The organism is Okeania sp. SIO2B3, assembly GCF_010672525.1.
Lineage (GTDB): Bacteria > Cyanobacteriota > Cyanobacteriia > Cyanobacteriales > Microcoleaceae > Okeania.
Map to the genome: position 1 here is coordinate 19,376 of NZ_JAAHGH010000015.1, position 13,984 is coordinate 33,359.

Genomic DNA, 13,984 nt, shown 5'->3' on the forward strand with positions numbered 1-13,984 from the left:
TTATTGTGCCAGACTTTTTGCACAAGTCTGTTAAATTTTTCCATCAATGAAAGAGTCTTAATTTAGGAGTTAGAAGCCAGGATATTTAAGACTTTCAGTCAATATTTACTGTAACAAAATTAATTCAATTAACAAACGTTACTCAATATTAAATTAATTATTATAGTAGTGCCATCACAAAGATATTAAGATTATTTGATAATTCCAAGAGTGTTTGGTCAAAAATATTAGAGCGGGCAGTACTGTAAATTCAGACAAAAATGTTTTGTTAATTTGCTCAGAATAAATAACAGCTTTAATACTCCTCCAGCACATCTGAAACCTCCATCTCCCAATTAACTTAAGGTAGATATCAATTTGAGATATTATTAAATTTGGAGTTAGTAATCTAAGAATAGCATAAAAAATATCCCCAATATCAAATATTTAGATTTGCTAAATTAACCTACTTATATCTCAAACTAATAAAAGTGATTGTTTATAGATAGCAAATCATAATTTTATGAAAGAAAGTATTGAAAAGCTCAAACAAAATCTTAGTCAGACTATTGTTGGTAAAGAGGATGCCATTAACTTAGTATTAGTGGCACTGCTTTCGGAAGGTCATGTTCTTTTAGAAGATGTTCCCGGTGTGGGTAAGACCTTATTAGCTAAATCTCTAGCTTATTCGATCGCTGGAAAATTTCAGCGAATTCAATGTACCCCTGATTTACTACCTACCGATATTACTGGTACTAATATTTGGAACCCTCGCAGTGGAGAATTTGAATTTCTACCAGGTCCGGTGTTTGCCAATGTACTATTGACAGATGAAATTAATCGTGCAACCCCCCGTACTCAGTCTGCTCTATTAGAAGTGATGGAGGAAAAACAGGTTACTATAGATGGGGTTTCGCGTTCTGTTCCTAAGCCATTTTTTGTCATTGCAACTCAGAACCCTATTGAATATCAGGGGACATTTCCACTGCCAGAAGCACAAATGGATCGTTTTAGTTTATCTCTGACATTAGGCTATCCTACAGAGTCTGAAGAGTTAGAGATGCTACAAAGAATTTCTGAGGGAGTAGGAGTAAGTACACTAAAAGCTTGTATTACTTTAGAAGAAGTCGAAGAGTTGCGTCGTTTGTGCAGTCTAGTGAAAGTAGATGAGTCTTTACAAAAATATATTCTGCGATTAGTAAGAGCAACGCGGGAAGATGAAGAAATTACACTGGGCGTTAGTCCTCGTGGAACAGTTGCTTTGTATCGAGCAGCTCAAACTTTAGGGTTTCTTGCTGGAAGAGATTACGCTATTCCTGATGATGTGAAATTTCTTGCTCCCTATGTCCTTTCCCATCGTTTGATACCAGCAGGAGGAAGACGTGCTCAAACAATTGTGGAAAGATTACTGACTTCTGTAATGGTTTCCTAAGTTTGAGTTTTTGATCGCTAGAAATGCGGTTAGCTATTTGATAGTTAACTAGATTTGGTCAAATTAATTAGAACATACAGGTAATACTAAGTTCGGTTTATAGAACCCATTTGAGATTTATTTAGGGTTTGCTGAATAAAATTGTAATCAATACCTGTAAAGACTTCCAGGGTTTTTTATGATGAAAAAGTGCAAGGTTTTTGGCTCAATTTGTCTCAAAATGCTAATATTTTTCCCCTGACAATGCCGAAAATTTGGCCGTAGCAGATAGTCTAAACTGTTGCCTTTCGGAGCTGTTGCCTGTTGCCTATCATCACCATTAGACTAGTGAAGCGCAAACCCTATTTAAAAAGAGATGGGGAGGTGAGGAGTATTTTTCAACCTGCTTGGTGCGTGTTCCCTCACAGGAGTCAGCATTCCCTTGCGGGTTCCCCGACAGTCACGTAACTGCGGTACGCAAAGCGTCTCTGTTAGCGTAGCTCTGCTCTATAAAACTGATACAAAGCGTCACATAACGTGACGAATTGATAGCGTAGCTCCTCCGATAGGAGGCTGTTTACTTCCTGCTTCCACCGGAACTGTCAGCAGCACTCCGTCCACAGGCATCAACGGTCAAGCCGACCGCATTTCTTAAATTTATACTTGCGTTTAAATCGCGGTCTATTGACAAGCCACATTCTGGACAGTCATAAGTTCTTAGATTTAACGGCATATCCTGTACATGACCACAACTAGAGCAAGTCGAGCGAAGATGGAAAAAATCTGTCTACTACTACTAATGAAAAGCCGTACCATTGACACTTGTATTCAAGCTGTCTTCTAAACTCATAAAAGCCTTGGTCGGCTATAGATTTAGCTAGCTTGTGGTTAGCTAACATTCCACTGACATTCAAATCTTCAATTACTACACTGCCGTGGTTCAAGGCTTGCGTATGTTGTTAATTTATGAACTGCATCTTTGCGGATGTTAGCTACTCGCCTATGTAGCCTAGCTATCTTCATTTGTGCTGCCCGACCGTTAGCTGAACCAATATTTTTATTGCGGTTCAGGTATTGTAGTCTGGATAGTTTAGCTTCAAATCTCTGAAGTGGTTTTACGCTTTCAAATACTTTCCCATCACTTAAAGTTGCTAATGTTTTTACTCCTAAATCTACACCTACGACATTAGTTTTTTTGGGTGTGGCAGTAGGAGTAAATTCAAAAGCTAAACTTAAGTACCAATCACCAGCTTGTCTGCTAATAGTTATTTTTTGAGTTGTAGCTTCACTCTTGTTCATAAGTTTTGACCCAACCAATAAAAGGTAATTTATGATTCCATCCATTTAATTCTATTGGTTTTCCACTGGTTTTCTATTGTGTTTGCGTAGCATTCCGTAGGAAAAGAATCAGACTTACCTTTCTTCTTAAATCGTGGGCGTTTGCCCAATCCTTGAAAAAACCTCTTAAATGCTTCACCCAAGTTAATAAAAGCATATTGATAAACTTTAGATGACAAGTTTTTCATCCAAGGATAAAGAGGTTTTGTATGATTGGTAAAAACCTCTCTAAGCTTACGGGAGTTTGGCTTATAACCATCAATATATGCAGCATTCCACAGACTTAAACCCCAGTTATAACACCAGCGTGAATAGCCAGCGTGTTGAGCCATCAGAGTTTTCTGTTTATGATTAAGTTTCAGCTTTGTTAATCATGGATTTCATATATGGGTGAGTGCAACCTGTCTAAAAGTATGCTTAAATACTTATTATATCGTTATTCTCTGATTAAGTCAATGCTCCTCAGCATAGTTCTCGCAGCTAATTCCGCTGGGTTGTTATGCAATGGCAATTCTGGATGCTTTAACACCAACAGCAACTCCAAGATTTTAGTCGCAGTTAATCGTTTTCGTTCATCCAACTGCTGATAACCACTCTCAGTAGTGAATGCCCTTAAAAATTCAGAGCGTAGTCTTTGTTCAGTTGAAAGTGTGGGAGCATCTCTATAAGCAAGTAACTCTCGGGAAGTCACCCAAAAATCATCCAAGAATTGTTCCAGGAGTTTTTGATGATCATTAACTTTGGAAGTTAACTTTTTATAATGTCGTTCCTCATGTACCCAACACAAAGCCAGCTCATCAGTTAGTAACTTGAAGGTCGGTGCATCATCACTTATGAGAGTTTGTATGACTGGCCAATCCCTTTGCTGATGATCAAAAGCGATTGCTGCTGCTTCTAAAATACGTTTACGTTGGAGTTACCCTAATAATGGTAAATGTCTATCTAGTAGCCCATTAAACTCTGTGGAATTCAATGAGAAGAAGTATTTACAAAAAAGTGATGGTACAGCTATTGGTGCAACAAGCATCAATAGCTATAGTTCTTGATGCTTAAAGTGAAGAGAATTTGTTAAGTAAGTATGTAGTCTTAACTTAAAATGTTGCTGCTGATACTTCTTCTTCTTCTTCTTCCTCTTCTTCCACAACTTCACCTGCTTCTACTTGACGCAGGTGAATGTGTTTACGTCCCAAAGAAATCTCAAACTCATCTCCTGGTTTTAATTCCATTATTTTAGTATAAGCCGCACCAATTAGTAAATTACCGTTGGATTGTACACTAATTCTATAGCTAGCAGAGCGTCCTCCACGGCCATTACCATTCTGTTTACTATCTAATTGAATACCCTCAGCATCAATCAAAGCATTCAAAAACTTCATCATGTTAACTCGTTCAACACCTTTTTTAGTAACAGTGTAGTAGCCACATTCTCTCGCCTTCTTTTCCTTACTTTGATTACCTAAGTCTTTGACTTTTTTCAGTAAATCTTCCCCAGATAAGGGTTCAATATTTTTCTTTTTAGCCATATTTTCAGTCCTAACATTTTACTACAGTTATCATTTTTTATCTTGGTTTGTTTAAATTCCAAGAAACGATAAACAAATATTTGCTCGTAAAACTATATTACACTAATTATCTAATTATTTCACATATTCGATAGAATTTTTCACACAATATTCTGAGAAGAGGTATTGATTATAGTCAGCAATCATATCTATAGTATGTAATATTAAGCATTGCGCTATCAACTATCAACTATTCACCTATTTAGTTGAAGGGCCTATTGATATAGTTATAGCTATAAATTCCTGAAGTCCTTTTAAATTAAACACAAGACAATGAAGTTAACTACTCGTGGACATTACAGTGTTAAGGCACTTTTAGATTTGAGTTTACAACAAAGTAATACTCCCATATCTGTCAAAGAAATTGCACTACGTCAAGACATACCTATAGCCTATCTTGAAAAGTTATTAATAGAGATGCGTCGTGCTGGTTTAGTTAAATCAGTTCGTGGTGCCCAAGGAGGATATCAATTAGCTAAATTACCTGCTCAAATATCTCTAGGACAAATACTAGAATCTGTGGGTGAAACAATCAAACCCTTACCTAGATATGTTCCTGATAATAACCAGGCAGAAGACTGGGTTACTTATTGTATCTGGCATAGATTAGATAAAAAACTTTCTGAAGCACTTTACAATATTTCCCTAGAAGACTTATACTATGATGTCCGTAGTTGGCAAGCTGTAGTAGGAGAAGAAACGAGTTTTGTTGTTTAATTTTTGATAGCTTGACTGTCAAGTTGTAAGACTTAATCAGTAGTATATGATTCACAATGATTACTTATTAAAACAAATTTATAACTATTGAATTCCTGTGAATGCCAACTATACTTTAATTATTCTTTTCATAGCTGCTTGCCTAGATTATTTGATTGGCGATCCTTGGAGTTGGCCACATCCTGTAAATATCTTAGGTTGGATAATTACTCATTACACTAAACAAATATTTAAACTCACTAAACCCGATCGAGATAACTCTGGCGTATTTATACTTAGATTGGCAGGAATACTACTAGCGATCGCTCTTGTTTTTGGCAATGGAATTATCAGTTGGTTAATTATTCAAGCTTTACGAATAAACTTTGTCCAATTTCCTTTATTAACAGTAATAACAGAGAGTATTTTATTAGCTAGCTGTTTTGCCGGAAAAAGTTTAAGTATGGCAGCTAAAGAGGTACTTCAACTGGTAAGAAGTGACAATTTAATTCAAGCACGTCAAAAATTAAGTATGTATGTAGGTAGAGATACAGAAAATTTATCAAGACCGGAAATATTTCGAGCAATTTTTGAAACAGTAACAGAAAATGCAACAGATGGAGTAATTGCACCTTTATTTTACGCTTTATTAGGAGCCATAATACCAGGTTTAGGTAGCGTACCTTTGGCATTTGCTTACAAAGCTGCTAGTACATTAGATTCAATGGTTGGGTATAAAGAAGCGCCCTATACAGATATAGGATGGTTTAGTGCCAAACTAGAGGACGTTTTAACCTGGCTACCCTGTCGCTTAAATGTGCTGACTATAGCTTTGCTCTCTGGCAAACCTTTATATGTTTGGAGAATATGCCAAAGGGATGCGGTGAAAGACCCTAGTCCTAATGCTGGTTGGAGTGAATGTGCCTATGCTGCAACCTTGGGAGTGCAGGTAGGTGGTACAAACTTGTATCATGGAGTGGTTAAACATAAACCACTATTGGGAGACCCTATCTATCCAATTACACCAGAAATTATAGATCGAGCATTGCAGTTAACTCGATATTGCTTTCTAATTTGGTTAGGGTTATTTTTTATCTGTTATATCGTGTCTGGTAGCATGGGTATTGTATAGTGAAGGTAAGGAAGAAGGAAGAGGGAAGAGGGAAGAGGGAAGAAGGCTTAAAAGTATGAAAAAACGTAAATTCCCTGTAGATATTCACCCTTGGTTTTACACAAACGCGCCCCAAGGGACATGATATTATTTATCAAAATAATTGGGTCTAATACCCCGCCTTGATTGGCGAAATGTTTTTGGAGGGGAGCTTATAGCGTTTTTCAAGGCTTTCAAATAGATAGAATACAGTGGTCAAAGCATTTTTCTACTCCCTACTCCCTACTCCCTAAGCAAAAACAGGACTTACGCAAAGACACTGTGTATAGAGTCCAGTAACTATTGGACAATAGTTATGAGTACTATATATAGCGTATCTGCGTAAGTCCTAAAAAATTCTTTTTTAGTCTACTTAATAATGAAAACTGCTGTAAATCACCATTACAAAAACAACTTCTGACTTCTGACTTCTGACTTCTGACTTCGTTTGACTTCTGACTTCTGACTTCGTTAATGTGGTGGAATACATGAACAATACTGTAGAAATTTTATCAGCACAGGAGTTACGGCGTACTGTTACTCGTCTTGCATCCCAAGTAATTGAAAATGCGGGAGATTTGTCTCAACTAGTGTTGTTAGGCATTTATACTAGAGGAGTACCCCTAGCAAAAATATTAGCAAATCAAATTGAATTGCTAGAGCAAGTTAAAATACCTGTGGGAGCATTGGATATTACTTTTTATCGGGATGATTTGAATATAACGGGAATGCGAACTCCAGCTAAAACTGAAATTCCTGGTGATATTACTGGTAAAATTGTGGTTTTAGTTGACGATGTAATCTATAAAGGTCGAACAGTGCGAGCTGCTTTGAACGCAGTTCTTGAATATGGTCGCCCAGAAGCAATTAAATTAGTTGTGTTGGTTGATAGAGGTCATCGGGAACTACCAATTCATCCAGATTTCACAGGTAAGAAGCTACCCACTTCTAGAGAAGAGAAGGTGAAAGTTTATGTGCAAGATATTGATGGGAGAGATGGCGTGGAGTTATTTCGCTAGTGCCGCTACGCGAAAGTCAAAAGTCAAAAGTCGTAGGGGCGAATGGCATTCGCCCTCAAAAGTATTGATTGGTAAGGCTTTTAGGATTTTGCGATTGGTTAGTTATTTCTGCCATCCTGCACTAGAAAGTGTGAGGAGTGTGGGGAGTGTGGGAAGATGGGGAGATGGGAACCCACCCCTAACCCCTCACTGAAGGGGAACGTGGGGAAAAGGAGAAAGAGTTGGCAATGCCGCTCTGATTGTTGATTTCAAACAGTTTGTAGGGGCGAACAGCAGTTTGCCCCTACGGTTTCTTCAAGCTCAAAAGTCTGCCGATAGCTGTTTGTGTAGCATTCCGCAGGAAAAGCTGACCGCTGAGGTGCTTCTTTAACGTAACTTGAGAATGTCAGCAGTTATAGCCAAACTCTCTTCATATAAAACTTCCCGACCCCAACGTTGTAACTGTTGAGCCATCAAATATTCTGCTTTCTGGTCGCTCAAAGCACTAACTTGCTCTGTACGACAAGACTGAGCACTACCACCTGCTTCTAATCGCATACAACCAGTATCTTCAGAACATAAAATCGTGCAACAGTCAGCATTAGGATTACTAGACCCCAAACGCACGCCTACTAAATCTCCAGGAATTTCACCATAGTCAGCGGTAGGAATTGCTGCTAACTCAGCTAAAATCTCCTTATCCGTAGGACTGGTAAACTTGACATGAACGATATCATAATCACCACCAGTCTCAGTATAAGTTGTGGGTTGCCAATCAAGACGACTAGCAAACCAACCCAAAAACATTAGTGCTTGAGCAGCATTCCCTTTTTCATAGTCAAGAGTAATTTTATCAATTTCACCCAAAGCAGCACGACGTTCTGGTGGGTCGAAAGTCGCAGCAGCTAATTCTTGCCATGCAGAGAGACGATGCCAATTTAAGTCAGCAATATATGTTTGATTTTCGATTAGCTCTTGCATTTTGAGAAATTCTGAATCTGCATCGCTAAAATAAGATGAATCCAGAATAATGCAATTGCTATTTTCACACAGCTTTCGGAATAATTCTTGTTCTGGGTTGGGAGTAGCTTTCCACCAAACAAATTTTGGCAGGTCAGGAATCATCAATGATGTCACGACATGACTCACCCTTTCCAGTGCTTCTTTAGTTCCGCGTAGGGTAATATATTCACAGCAAGTTAATGAAGACTGCTTTTTCTTTACTGGGCAATAAGCAGAAACTTGTGCTGTTACCCCTGTATCTTCCCCAAAAGTAGGACATAGTGTGATGACTCGACAAGGGTTTTGATTTGCAATTACTTCACTAATGCTAAATCCTCTAGCATCCATGTTGGGGAACTGCCGAGTTTCTGGAGATTTTGCAGCCCATTCTGAGCGTAACTTGGCGAGAGTCTCGGAGTCTATCCTACCTGTTATTGGTAACTGATAAGCTTTTTGAGCCTCTTTGATGGCATCACGGGCCTCAGTGCCGTTAATACCATCTATTTCACCTTTGTAAAATCCCAAACCAGCTAAAAGTTGCTGAAATTCTTCGGGTTCATATATTACCATACTGAAAGTAGCTGCTCTAGTGGCGATCGCAGCTGATTTACCTCCACTTTGACCGAGCCAGATTTTACTAAGCTCTGCTTCAATTTCGCCGAGAGAAATATCTTTTGGTTGTTGTAAGGCAACAAGTGTTGTACTCATTTTTCTTGTTTGTAAATGCTTTACTGATGGTTATTTGTAGCGCTATGCGCTAGGGAACTTTCATTAATTGATAATGGATAATTACCTCTTTAACAATGGATAATGGATAATGAAAAGTATCTCTAACTTATCAATTATCAATTATCAATTATTCATTGGTAATGAGAGGCTTTAAAGCAAATTGATTAATTATCAATTATCCATTATCCATTGGGTAAAAGTAGCGGGCATGATATTACCGAAAAATCCTAGTCTAAAGCCTCCCATTTTAAGGGTATCAGAACTTACGCAGAGACTCTACTTATGGTTAGGGCGAATGCCATTCGCCCCTACTGATGGTGGTTTAACAGTCAATTTACGTAAGTCCTGGGTATAAAAAAAAGATAATAGTTCAGATTTCAATCCCAACGCCTCAGCTAGAGGTACTGATAACTGATAACTGATAACTGAAACTTACAGTCGGCGCCAACGACGACCATCGCGGTTGAGTAACAGTTCAGATTCAACTGGTCCCCATGTACCTGCTTCATACAAAGGTATTGCCTCTGGTGGTGCTGGAGCATCCCAGATACCTAGTATTGGTGTTAATGCTCGCCAAGATGCTTCTACTTCATCGCCATGAGTAAATAGTGTTTGGTCTCCTAACATACAATCAATCAACAATCGACTGTAAGCATCTGTACTGGGTTTACCAAAAGCAGTATCGTAACGGAAATCCATATCTACTGAACGAGTCCGCAGGGAACTGCCTGGAGTTTTTACCTCGAAACGCATAGAAATTCCTTCATTTGGCTGAATTCGCAAAGCCAACACGTTAGGATTTGCTTGTTTAGCTGCTGACTGGAACATTAAATATGGTACTTCTTTGAACTGAATCGCGATTTCTGATACTTTTTTCGGCATTCGCTTTCCAGTCCTTAGATAAAATGGAACTCCTTTCCAACGCCAGTTATCAATGTAGAGTTTCAGTGCTGCATAAGTAGGTGTGGTGGAGTTGGGGTCTGCTCCTCCTTCTTCACGATAAGCTGGTACATCTTTGCCTTTCATCCAGCCGTTTGTATACTGGCCGCGAATTGCAGAAAGCTCCAAGCGCTCTAAGTCTGCTAGATGGGTTGCTTGAACTACTTTTACTTTTTCGTTACGAATACTATCAGCATCAAGGGAATTAGGGGGTTCCATTGCTGTGAGGGAGAATAGTTGCATCAGATGGTTTTGTACCATGTCCCGCAGGGCACCTGATGTTTCATAATATCCCGCACGTCCTTCTAGTCCTACTGTTTCTGCAACAGTAATTTGAACGTTATCGACAAATTGACGATTCCATAGGGGCTCAAAAATGGCATTAGCAAATCGAAATACCATTAAGTTTTGAACTGTTTCTTTTCCTAGATAGTGGTCAATACGATATATTTGCTCTTCTGGGCAAACTTGACGCACAACTTTATTTAGTACCTGAGCGGAGCTGAGGTCTCTACCAAAAGGCTTTTCAATTACTAATCTGTGTTTTTTGGGGTCTTCCAACATTCCTGCTGCCCCTAACTGTTGAGCAGCTTCTCCAAAAAAGCGTGGTGCTACAGATAAGTAAAATACGCGATTACCTCGCGTACCTCTTTCTTCGTCAAGTTGGCTCAAAAATTCTTTTAGTTTTTGGTAATCTTCTGGTTTGTCGATATTACCGGGAGAGTAAAAAATTCCTTTGGCAAAGTCATTCCAGAGTTCTTCAGATTGTAATCCACCACCAAATTCTTCTACGCCAGTCCGCATTTGTTCGCGGAAGTAATCATGGCTCCATTCTCTGCGTGCTACTCCGACTATTGTTAGTTCGGGGGGAAGTCTCCGTTCTAGCTTCATTTGATAGAGTGCTGGAACGAGTTTTCTTTGGGTTAAGTCCCCTGAAGCACCGAAAATAATTAAAATCTGGGGTTCTGGGATTCGGTCTTGTTGTAACCCAACCCGCAGGGGATTTTCTAATAATGCTACCATCTATGTTGACTCCTTCTAATTTATTTACTTATAGAAGCTTGTTTGTTTTTGCCGAGGTGTGCTATTTTAGCATTTCACTATAATTAGTTATGTTGATTGTTTTATAATAAATAATTAAATAATTCAGCGTCTTTAGCTACATTAATTTTAATTTTTGGTCATCAGTCAAACCATTTTTTTCACGTTTCGGCTGTCGCCGACATGAAAATGACTGATGACATATACAGGAATTATGCAGAGACTCTATATTATAGAGAGATATAGAGAGGGCGAATGCCATTCGCCCCTACAGATGTTCCCTGTTCCCTGTTCCCTGCTATAAGATTTTTCTAACCTTAAACAGGTGCTAATTTCTTGACTTTTTCTTCTAGGGAGTTGATTAAAGAACTAAAGGGTTTGATAAATTTGTCAATCCCTTCTGCTAGCAGTTCGTCCATAACTTGGTCGATATTGATATTAATATCGGGGTCTTTAAGACTTTCTATAAGTTTGATCGCTTCTTCTATATTGGTCTCTACTCTGTTATCAACATGACAGTGGTCAGCACAAGCATCTATGGTTTGGGGTGGCAAAGTATTTACTGTGTCAGGCCCAATTAATTCATCAACATACATCACATCACTGTAGGTGGGATTTTTGGTGCTAGTACTTGCCCATAATAGCCTTTGCATTGTTGCACCTTTTGCAGATAGAGCTTTCCAGCGGTCGCTCTGAATTATTTTTTTGTATTCTTGATAGGCTATTTTGGCATTAGCGATCGCTACTTTTCCTTTAACTGTTTCTAGTTTTGCCTTGACAGTTTCATCAGTTGTATTCTTGATTTTACTATCAATGGTAGCGTCAATATTACTATCAATGCGACTCAAAAAGAAACTTGCCACGGAAGCTATCTTACTGACATCTTCTCCTTTAGCTGCTCTTGCTTCTAGACCTTCAATATAGGCCCAAGCGGTGTTTACATAGCTTTCTACAGAAAATAGCAAAGTGACATTGACATTAATCCCTTCACTAATAACTTTTGTTACTGCTGGTAAACCTTCGGGTGTACCTGGAATTTTAATCATTAGGTTTTCGCGACCGATAGCAGTGTAATAACGAATTGCTTCGGTGATGGTACTTTCTGTATCTTTAGCTATAGTAGGTGGGACCTCAATACTAATATAACCATCTAAGCCATTGGTTTGTTCATACACTGGCATAAATATATCGCAAGCATCACGAATATCCTTAAAAACAAGAGATTCGTAAGTTTCCATCACTGACTTACCAGCGCTGATACCTGCTTCAATATCTGCATCATAGATGGCATTACCAGCGATCGCTTTCTCAAAGATAGCGGGATTAGAAGTTATACCACGAATCCCTTTTTGGGCAATCATATTTTTGAGTTCCCCAGACTCAATTATATTACGACTGAGATTATCCATCCAGATACTCTGACCAAAGTCTTTGATTTCAAGCAAATGATTAGTTGTCATAGCTGTCTTACCTTAATTGTTACTATTTTCCTTGGAGTTTTTTGTGTTCTTATATACTGCGAAAAAATAACTAAGCTGTTAGTCTTTCAAAGACAGTATTCAAAATTTCTTTACTATTGCGATCGGCAGTCAGAAAGTTGAAATAAAATCTGCGTTCTGATTACAAACTTTTACATACCGATGTTAAGTTCTATTAACTAGCTATTAGCTATTAGCTTTTAGCATTCACCTATCAGCTTTTATCGCTCTTGGTATACACATCCCAGGTTTCTATAAACCGGAAGGTGCGCGGAGGGGTATTAGTCCCCTTCTAAACGTCTACTGCTGAGTGCTGAGTGCTGAGTGCTGACAGCTTTTTTAACTTTGATGAGAAATGCGTGCTTGTTCCTTAATAAAAGACTCTACAAGTGCCACATCTTCTTTACTACCAATCACCAATGGTGTACGTTGATGTAGCTCATTTGCTACAACATCCAATATTTCTTCAGTACCTGTACTAGCTCTACCACCAGCTTGTTCTATTAAATAAGCCATAGGTGCTGATTCATATAGCAGGCGTAATTTTCCTTCTGGCTTTTTCACTGTACCTGGGTATAAAAATACGCCACCTTGGTATAAAATTCGATGGAAGTCTCCAACTAATGCACCACCATAACGGGCAGTATAACCTTCATGGCGATGAACATAGCGGATATAATCCCGCATAGAATCATCCCACTGCCAAAAGTTACCTTCGTTGACACTATATATTGGGCCATGTTCGGGGATTTTGATATTCTCATTGGCCAGAATAAACTCACCCAAACTAGGGTCAAGAGTAAATGCGTGAACCCCAGTGCCAATTGAATATACTAGCATTGTGCTAGGGCCATATAGAATATAACCAGCAGCAATTTGTTTACGTCCACTTTGGAGTAAATCTTGAGCGGAACCATCTTCATCGTTGCCTTCTTGTTGGCGAACCGAGAATATAGACCCCACATTTAGATTTGTATCTAGATTAGAGGAGCCATCTAGGGGATCGTAAAGTAATGTATAGCGACCTATTGGACAGTTTTCTGGAATATAATAGGGTTTTTCCATTTCCTCGGATGCCAAGCGACAGACAAGGCCACTTTGCTTAAATACCGAGATAAATACATCATTGGCATAGATATCCATCTTTTTGACGGATTCTCCCTGGACATTAACTGTGCCAGTAAACCCTAAAGCATTTTCTACTAATCCAGCACGAGTTAGGCGACGAGCTATTAACTTGCCGGCCAACCCTATTCTATTCATTAGGGCGCTGATATCTTGAGCATCTGGTGAGAACTGAAGTTGCTGTAGAACATGACGTGATAAGGTTGTACAATCACGATCTAATGCCTGTGTTTCCTCCAGACGAATGTGGAGGTTTTCCTGGGTATTGACCATAAGTATTTAGTTCCTCCATATTAATTAGCTCCAGTGGTGGATAGATGATTTGTAAAGGCTTTACCTTTACTTGGACCTCTATGACTGGATATGTCTAACGTTTATCTATCTTATTTAGGCTTGAGCAAGAGGAGGCTAAATTTTATATGAACTTTAGATAGTTACTCGCTTTGTGAAGAGTAAAAAGCAAATTTTAAAAGTCAAAAGTTAAAAAGTTCTAAACGCTTCTATTTTTACACCTATATCATTTCAGTTATCAGTTA

Annotated in this window: 12 protein-coding genes and 1 pseudogene; 5 read left to right on the forward strand and 8 right to left on the reverse strand. The window is 38.6% G+C overall.

All coding sequences use genetic code 11. The annotated features are described in order from the left end of the window. Positions 1-502 precede the first annotated feature (502 nt). A complete protein-coding gene (locus tag F6K15_RS14715; protein ID WP_293061876.1) occupies positions 503-1,411 on the forward strand; it encodes a MoxR family ATPase in 909 nt (302 codons plus the stop codon). Positions 1,412-1,967: 556 nt separating this feature from the next. Here the strand turns inward: F6K15_RS14715 and F6K15_RS14720 are convergent. The 3 genes and pseudogenes from F6K15_RS14720 to F6K15_RS14730 all read right to left on the reverse strand — a co-directional run bounded on the left by F6K15_RS14720 (position 1,968) and on the right by F6K15_RS14730 (position 4,251). Further along, a pseudogene (locus F6K15_RS14720) lies at positions 1,968-3,060 on the reverse strand (RNA-guided endonuclease InsQ/TnpB family protein). A 104-nt stretch (positions 3,061-3,164) separates the two neighbouring features. Next, complete coding sequence (locus F6K15_RS14725) at positions 3,165-3,515, reverse strand: hypothetical protein (RefSeq protein ID WP_293061878.1); 351 nt, start codon at positions 3,513-3,515, stop codon at positions 3,165-3,167. 304 nt (positions 3,516-3,819) lie between these two features. After that, positions 3,820-4,251 carry an AbrB family transcriptional regulator gene (locus F6K15_RS14730; protein WP_293061880.1) on the reverse strand — a complete coding sequence of 144 codons (432 nt, stop codon included), beginning with the start codon at positions 4,249-4,251 and terminating at the stop codon, positions 3,820-3,822. 312 nt (positions 4,252-4,563) lie between these two features. On the opposite strand from F6K15_RS14730, the gene F6K15_RS14735 reads away from it, so the two are divergent. The 4 genes from F6K15_RS14735 to F6K15_RS14750 all read left to right on the forward strand — a co-directional run bounded on the left by F6K15_RS14735 (position 4,564) and on the right by F6K15_RS14750 (position 7,348). After that, on the forward strand, positions 4,564-5,007 hold the full coding sequence (locus tag F6K15_RS14735) for an RrF2 family transcriptional regulator (RefSeq protein WP_293061882.1): 444 nt from the start codon (positions 4,564-4,566) through the stop codon (positions 5,005-5,007). Between the two features lie 97 nt (positions 5,008-5,104). Further along, entirely contained in the window at positions 5,105-6,118 is a 1,014-nt protein-coding gene (gene cbiB / locus F6K15_RS14740; protein WP_293061884.1) for an adenosylcobinamide-phosphate synthase CbiB, read from the forward strand. A 506-nt stretch (positions 6,119-6,624) separates the two neighbouring features. Next, positions 6,625-7,155: a bifunctional pyr operon transcriptional regulator/uracil phosphoribosyltransferase PyrR gene (pyrR, locus tag F6K15_RS14745; RefSeq protein ID WP_287527194.1), complete on the forward strand. Its 531-nt coding sequence runs from the start codon at positions 6,625-6,627 to the stop codon at positions 7,153-7,155. After that, positions 7,133-7,348: a hypothetical protein gene (locus tag F6K15_RS14750; RefSeq protein ID WP_293061890.1), complete on the forward strand. Its 216-nt coding sequence runs from the start codon at positions 7,133-7,135 to the stop codon at positions 7,346-7,348. The genes pyrR and F6K15_RS14750 overlap by 23 nt, the downstream gene beginning before the upstream one ends. A gap of 173 nt (positions 7,349-7,521) precedes the next feature. Here F6K15_RS14750 and opcA read toward each other — a convergent pair whose 3' ends face one another. The 5 genes from opcA to fbp all read right to left on the reverse strand — a co-directional run bounded on the left by opcA (position 7,522) and on the right by fbp (position 13,721). Continuing rightward, positions 7,522-8,844 (reverse strand): glucose-6-phosphate dehydrogenase assembly protein OpcA, encoded by a 1,323-nt coding sequence (opcA, locus tag F6K15_RS14755; RefSeq protein ID WP_293061892.1) that lies wholly within the window; start codon positions 8,842-8,844, stop codon positions 7,522-7,524. Between the two features lie 453 nt (positions 8,845-9,297). Beyond that, positions 9,298-10,827, reverse strand: coding sequence for a glucose-6-phosphate dehydrogenase (gene zwf, locus F6K15_RS14760; RefSeq protein ID WP_293061894.1), 1,530 nt, complete (start codon positions 10,825-10,827; stop codon positions 9,298-9,300). Positions 10,828-10,963: 136 nt separating this feature from the next. Then, positions 10,964-11,107: a hypothetical protein gene (locus tag F6K15_RS14765; protein ID WP_293061896.1), complete on the reverse strand. Its 144-nt coding sequence runs from the start codon at positions 11,105-11,107 to the stop codon at positions 10,964-10,966. A 55-nt stretch (positions 11,108-11,162) separates the two neighbouring features. Continuing rightward, positions 11,163-12,305 (reverse strand): transaldolase, encoded by a 1,143-nt coding sequence (gene tal / locus F6K15_RS14770; protein WP_293061898.1) that lies wholly within the window; start codon positions 12,303-12,305, stop codon positions 11,163-11,165. 357 nt (positions 12,306-12,662) lie between these two features. After that, positions 12,663-13,721 (reverse strand): class 1 fructose-bisphosphatase, encoded by a 1,059-nt coding sequence (gene fbp / locus F6K15_RS14775; protein ID WP_293061900.1) that lies wholly within the window; start codon positions 13,719-13,721, stop codon positions 12,663-12,665. Positions 13,722-13,984 lie beyond the last annotated feature (263 nt).

Bases quoted from the DNA above. Each gene is read 5' to 3' on its own strand.
- F6K15_RS14715 (WP_293061876.1), top strand. From the start codon at position 503: ATGAAAGAAAGTATTGAAAAGCTCAAACAAAATCTTAGTCAGACTATT.
- F6K15_RS14730 (WP_293061880.1), bottom strand. From the start codon at position 4,251: ATGGCTAAAAAGAAAAATATTGAACCCTTATCTGGGGAAGATTTACTG.
- F6K15_RS14735 (WP_293061882.1), top strand. From the start codon at position 4,564: ATGAAGTTAACTACTCGTGGACATTACAGTGTTAAGGCACTTTTAGAT.
- pyrR (WP_287527194.1), top strand. From the start codon at position 6,625: ATGAACAATACTGTAGAAATTTTATCAGCACAGGAGTTACGGCGTACT.
- F6K15_RS14750 (WP_293061890.1), top strand. From the start codon at position 7,133: ATGGCGTGGAGTTATTTCGCTAGTGCCGCTACGCGAAAGTCAAAAGTC.
- opcA (WP_293061892.1), bottom strand. From the start codon at position 8,844: ATGAGTACAACACTTGTTGCCTTACAACAACCAAAAGATATTTCTCTC.
- zwf (WP_293061894.1), bottom strand. From the start codon at position 10,827: ATGGTAGCATTATTAGAAAATCCCCTGCGGGTTGGGTTACAACAAGAC.
- F6K15_RS14765 (WP_293061896.1), bottom strand. From the start codon at position 11,107: ATGGCATTCGCCCTCTCTATATCTCTCTATAATATAGAGTCTCTGCAT.
- tal (WP_293061898.1), bottom strand. From the start codon at position 12,305: ATGACAACTAATCATTTGCTTGAAATCAAAGACTTTGGTCAGAGTATC.
- fbp (WP_293061900.1), bottom strand. From the start codon at position 13,721: ATGGTCAATACCCAGGAAAACCTCCACATTCGTCTGGAGGAAACACAG.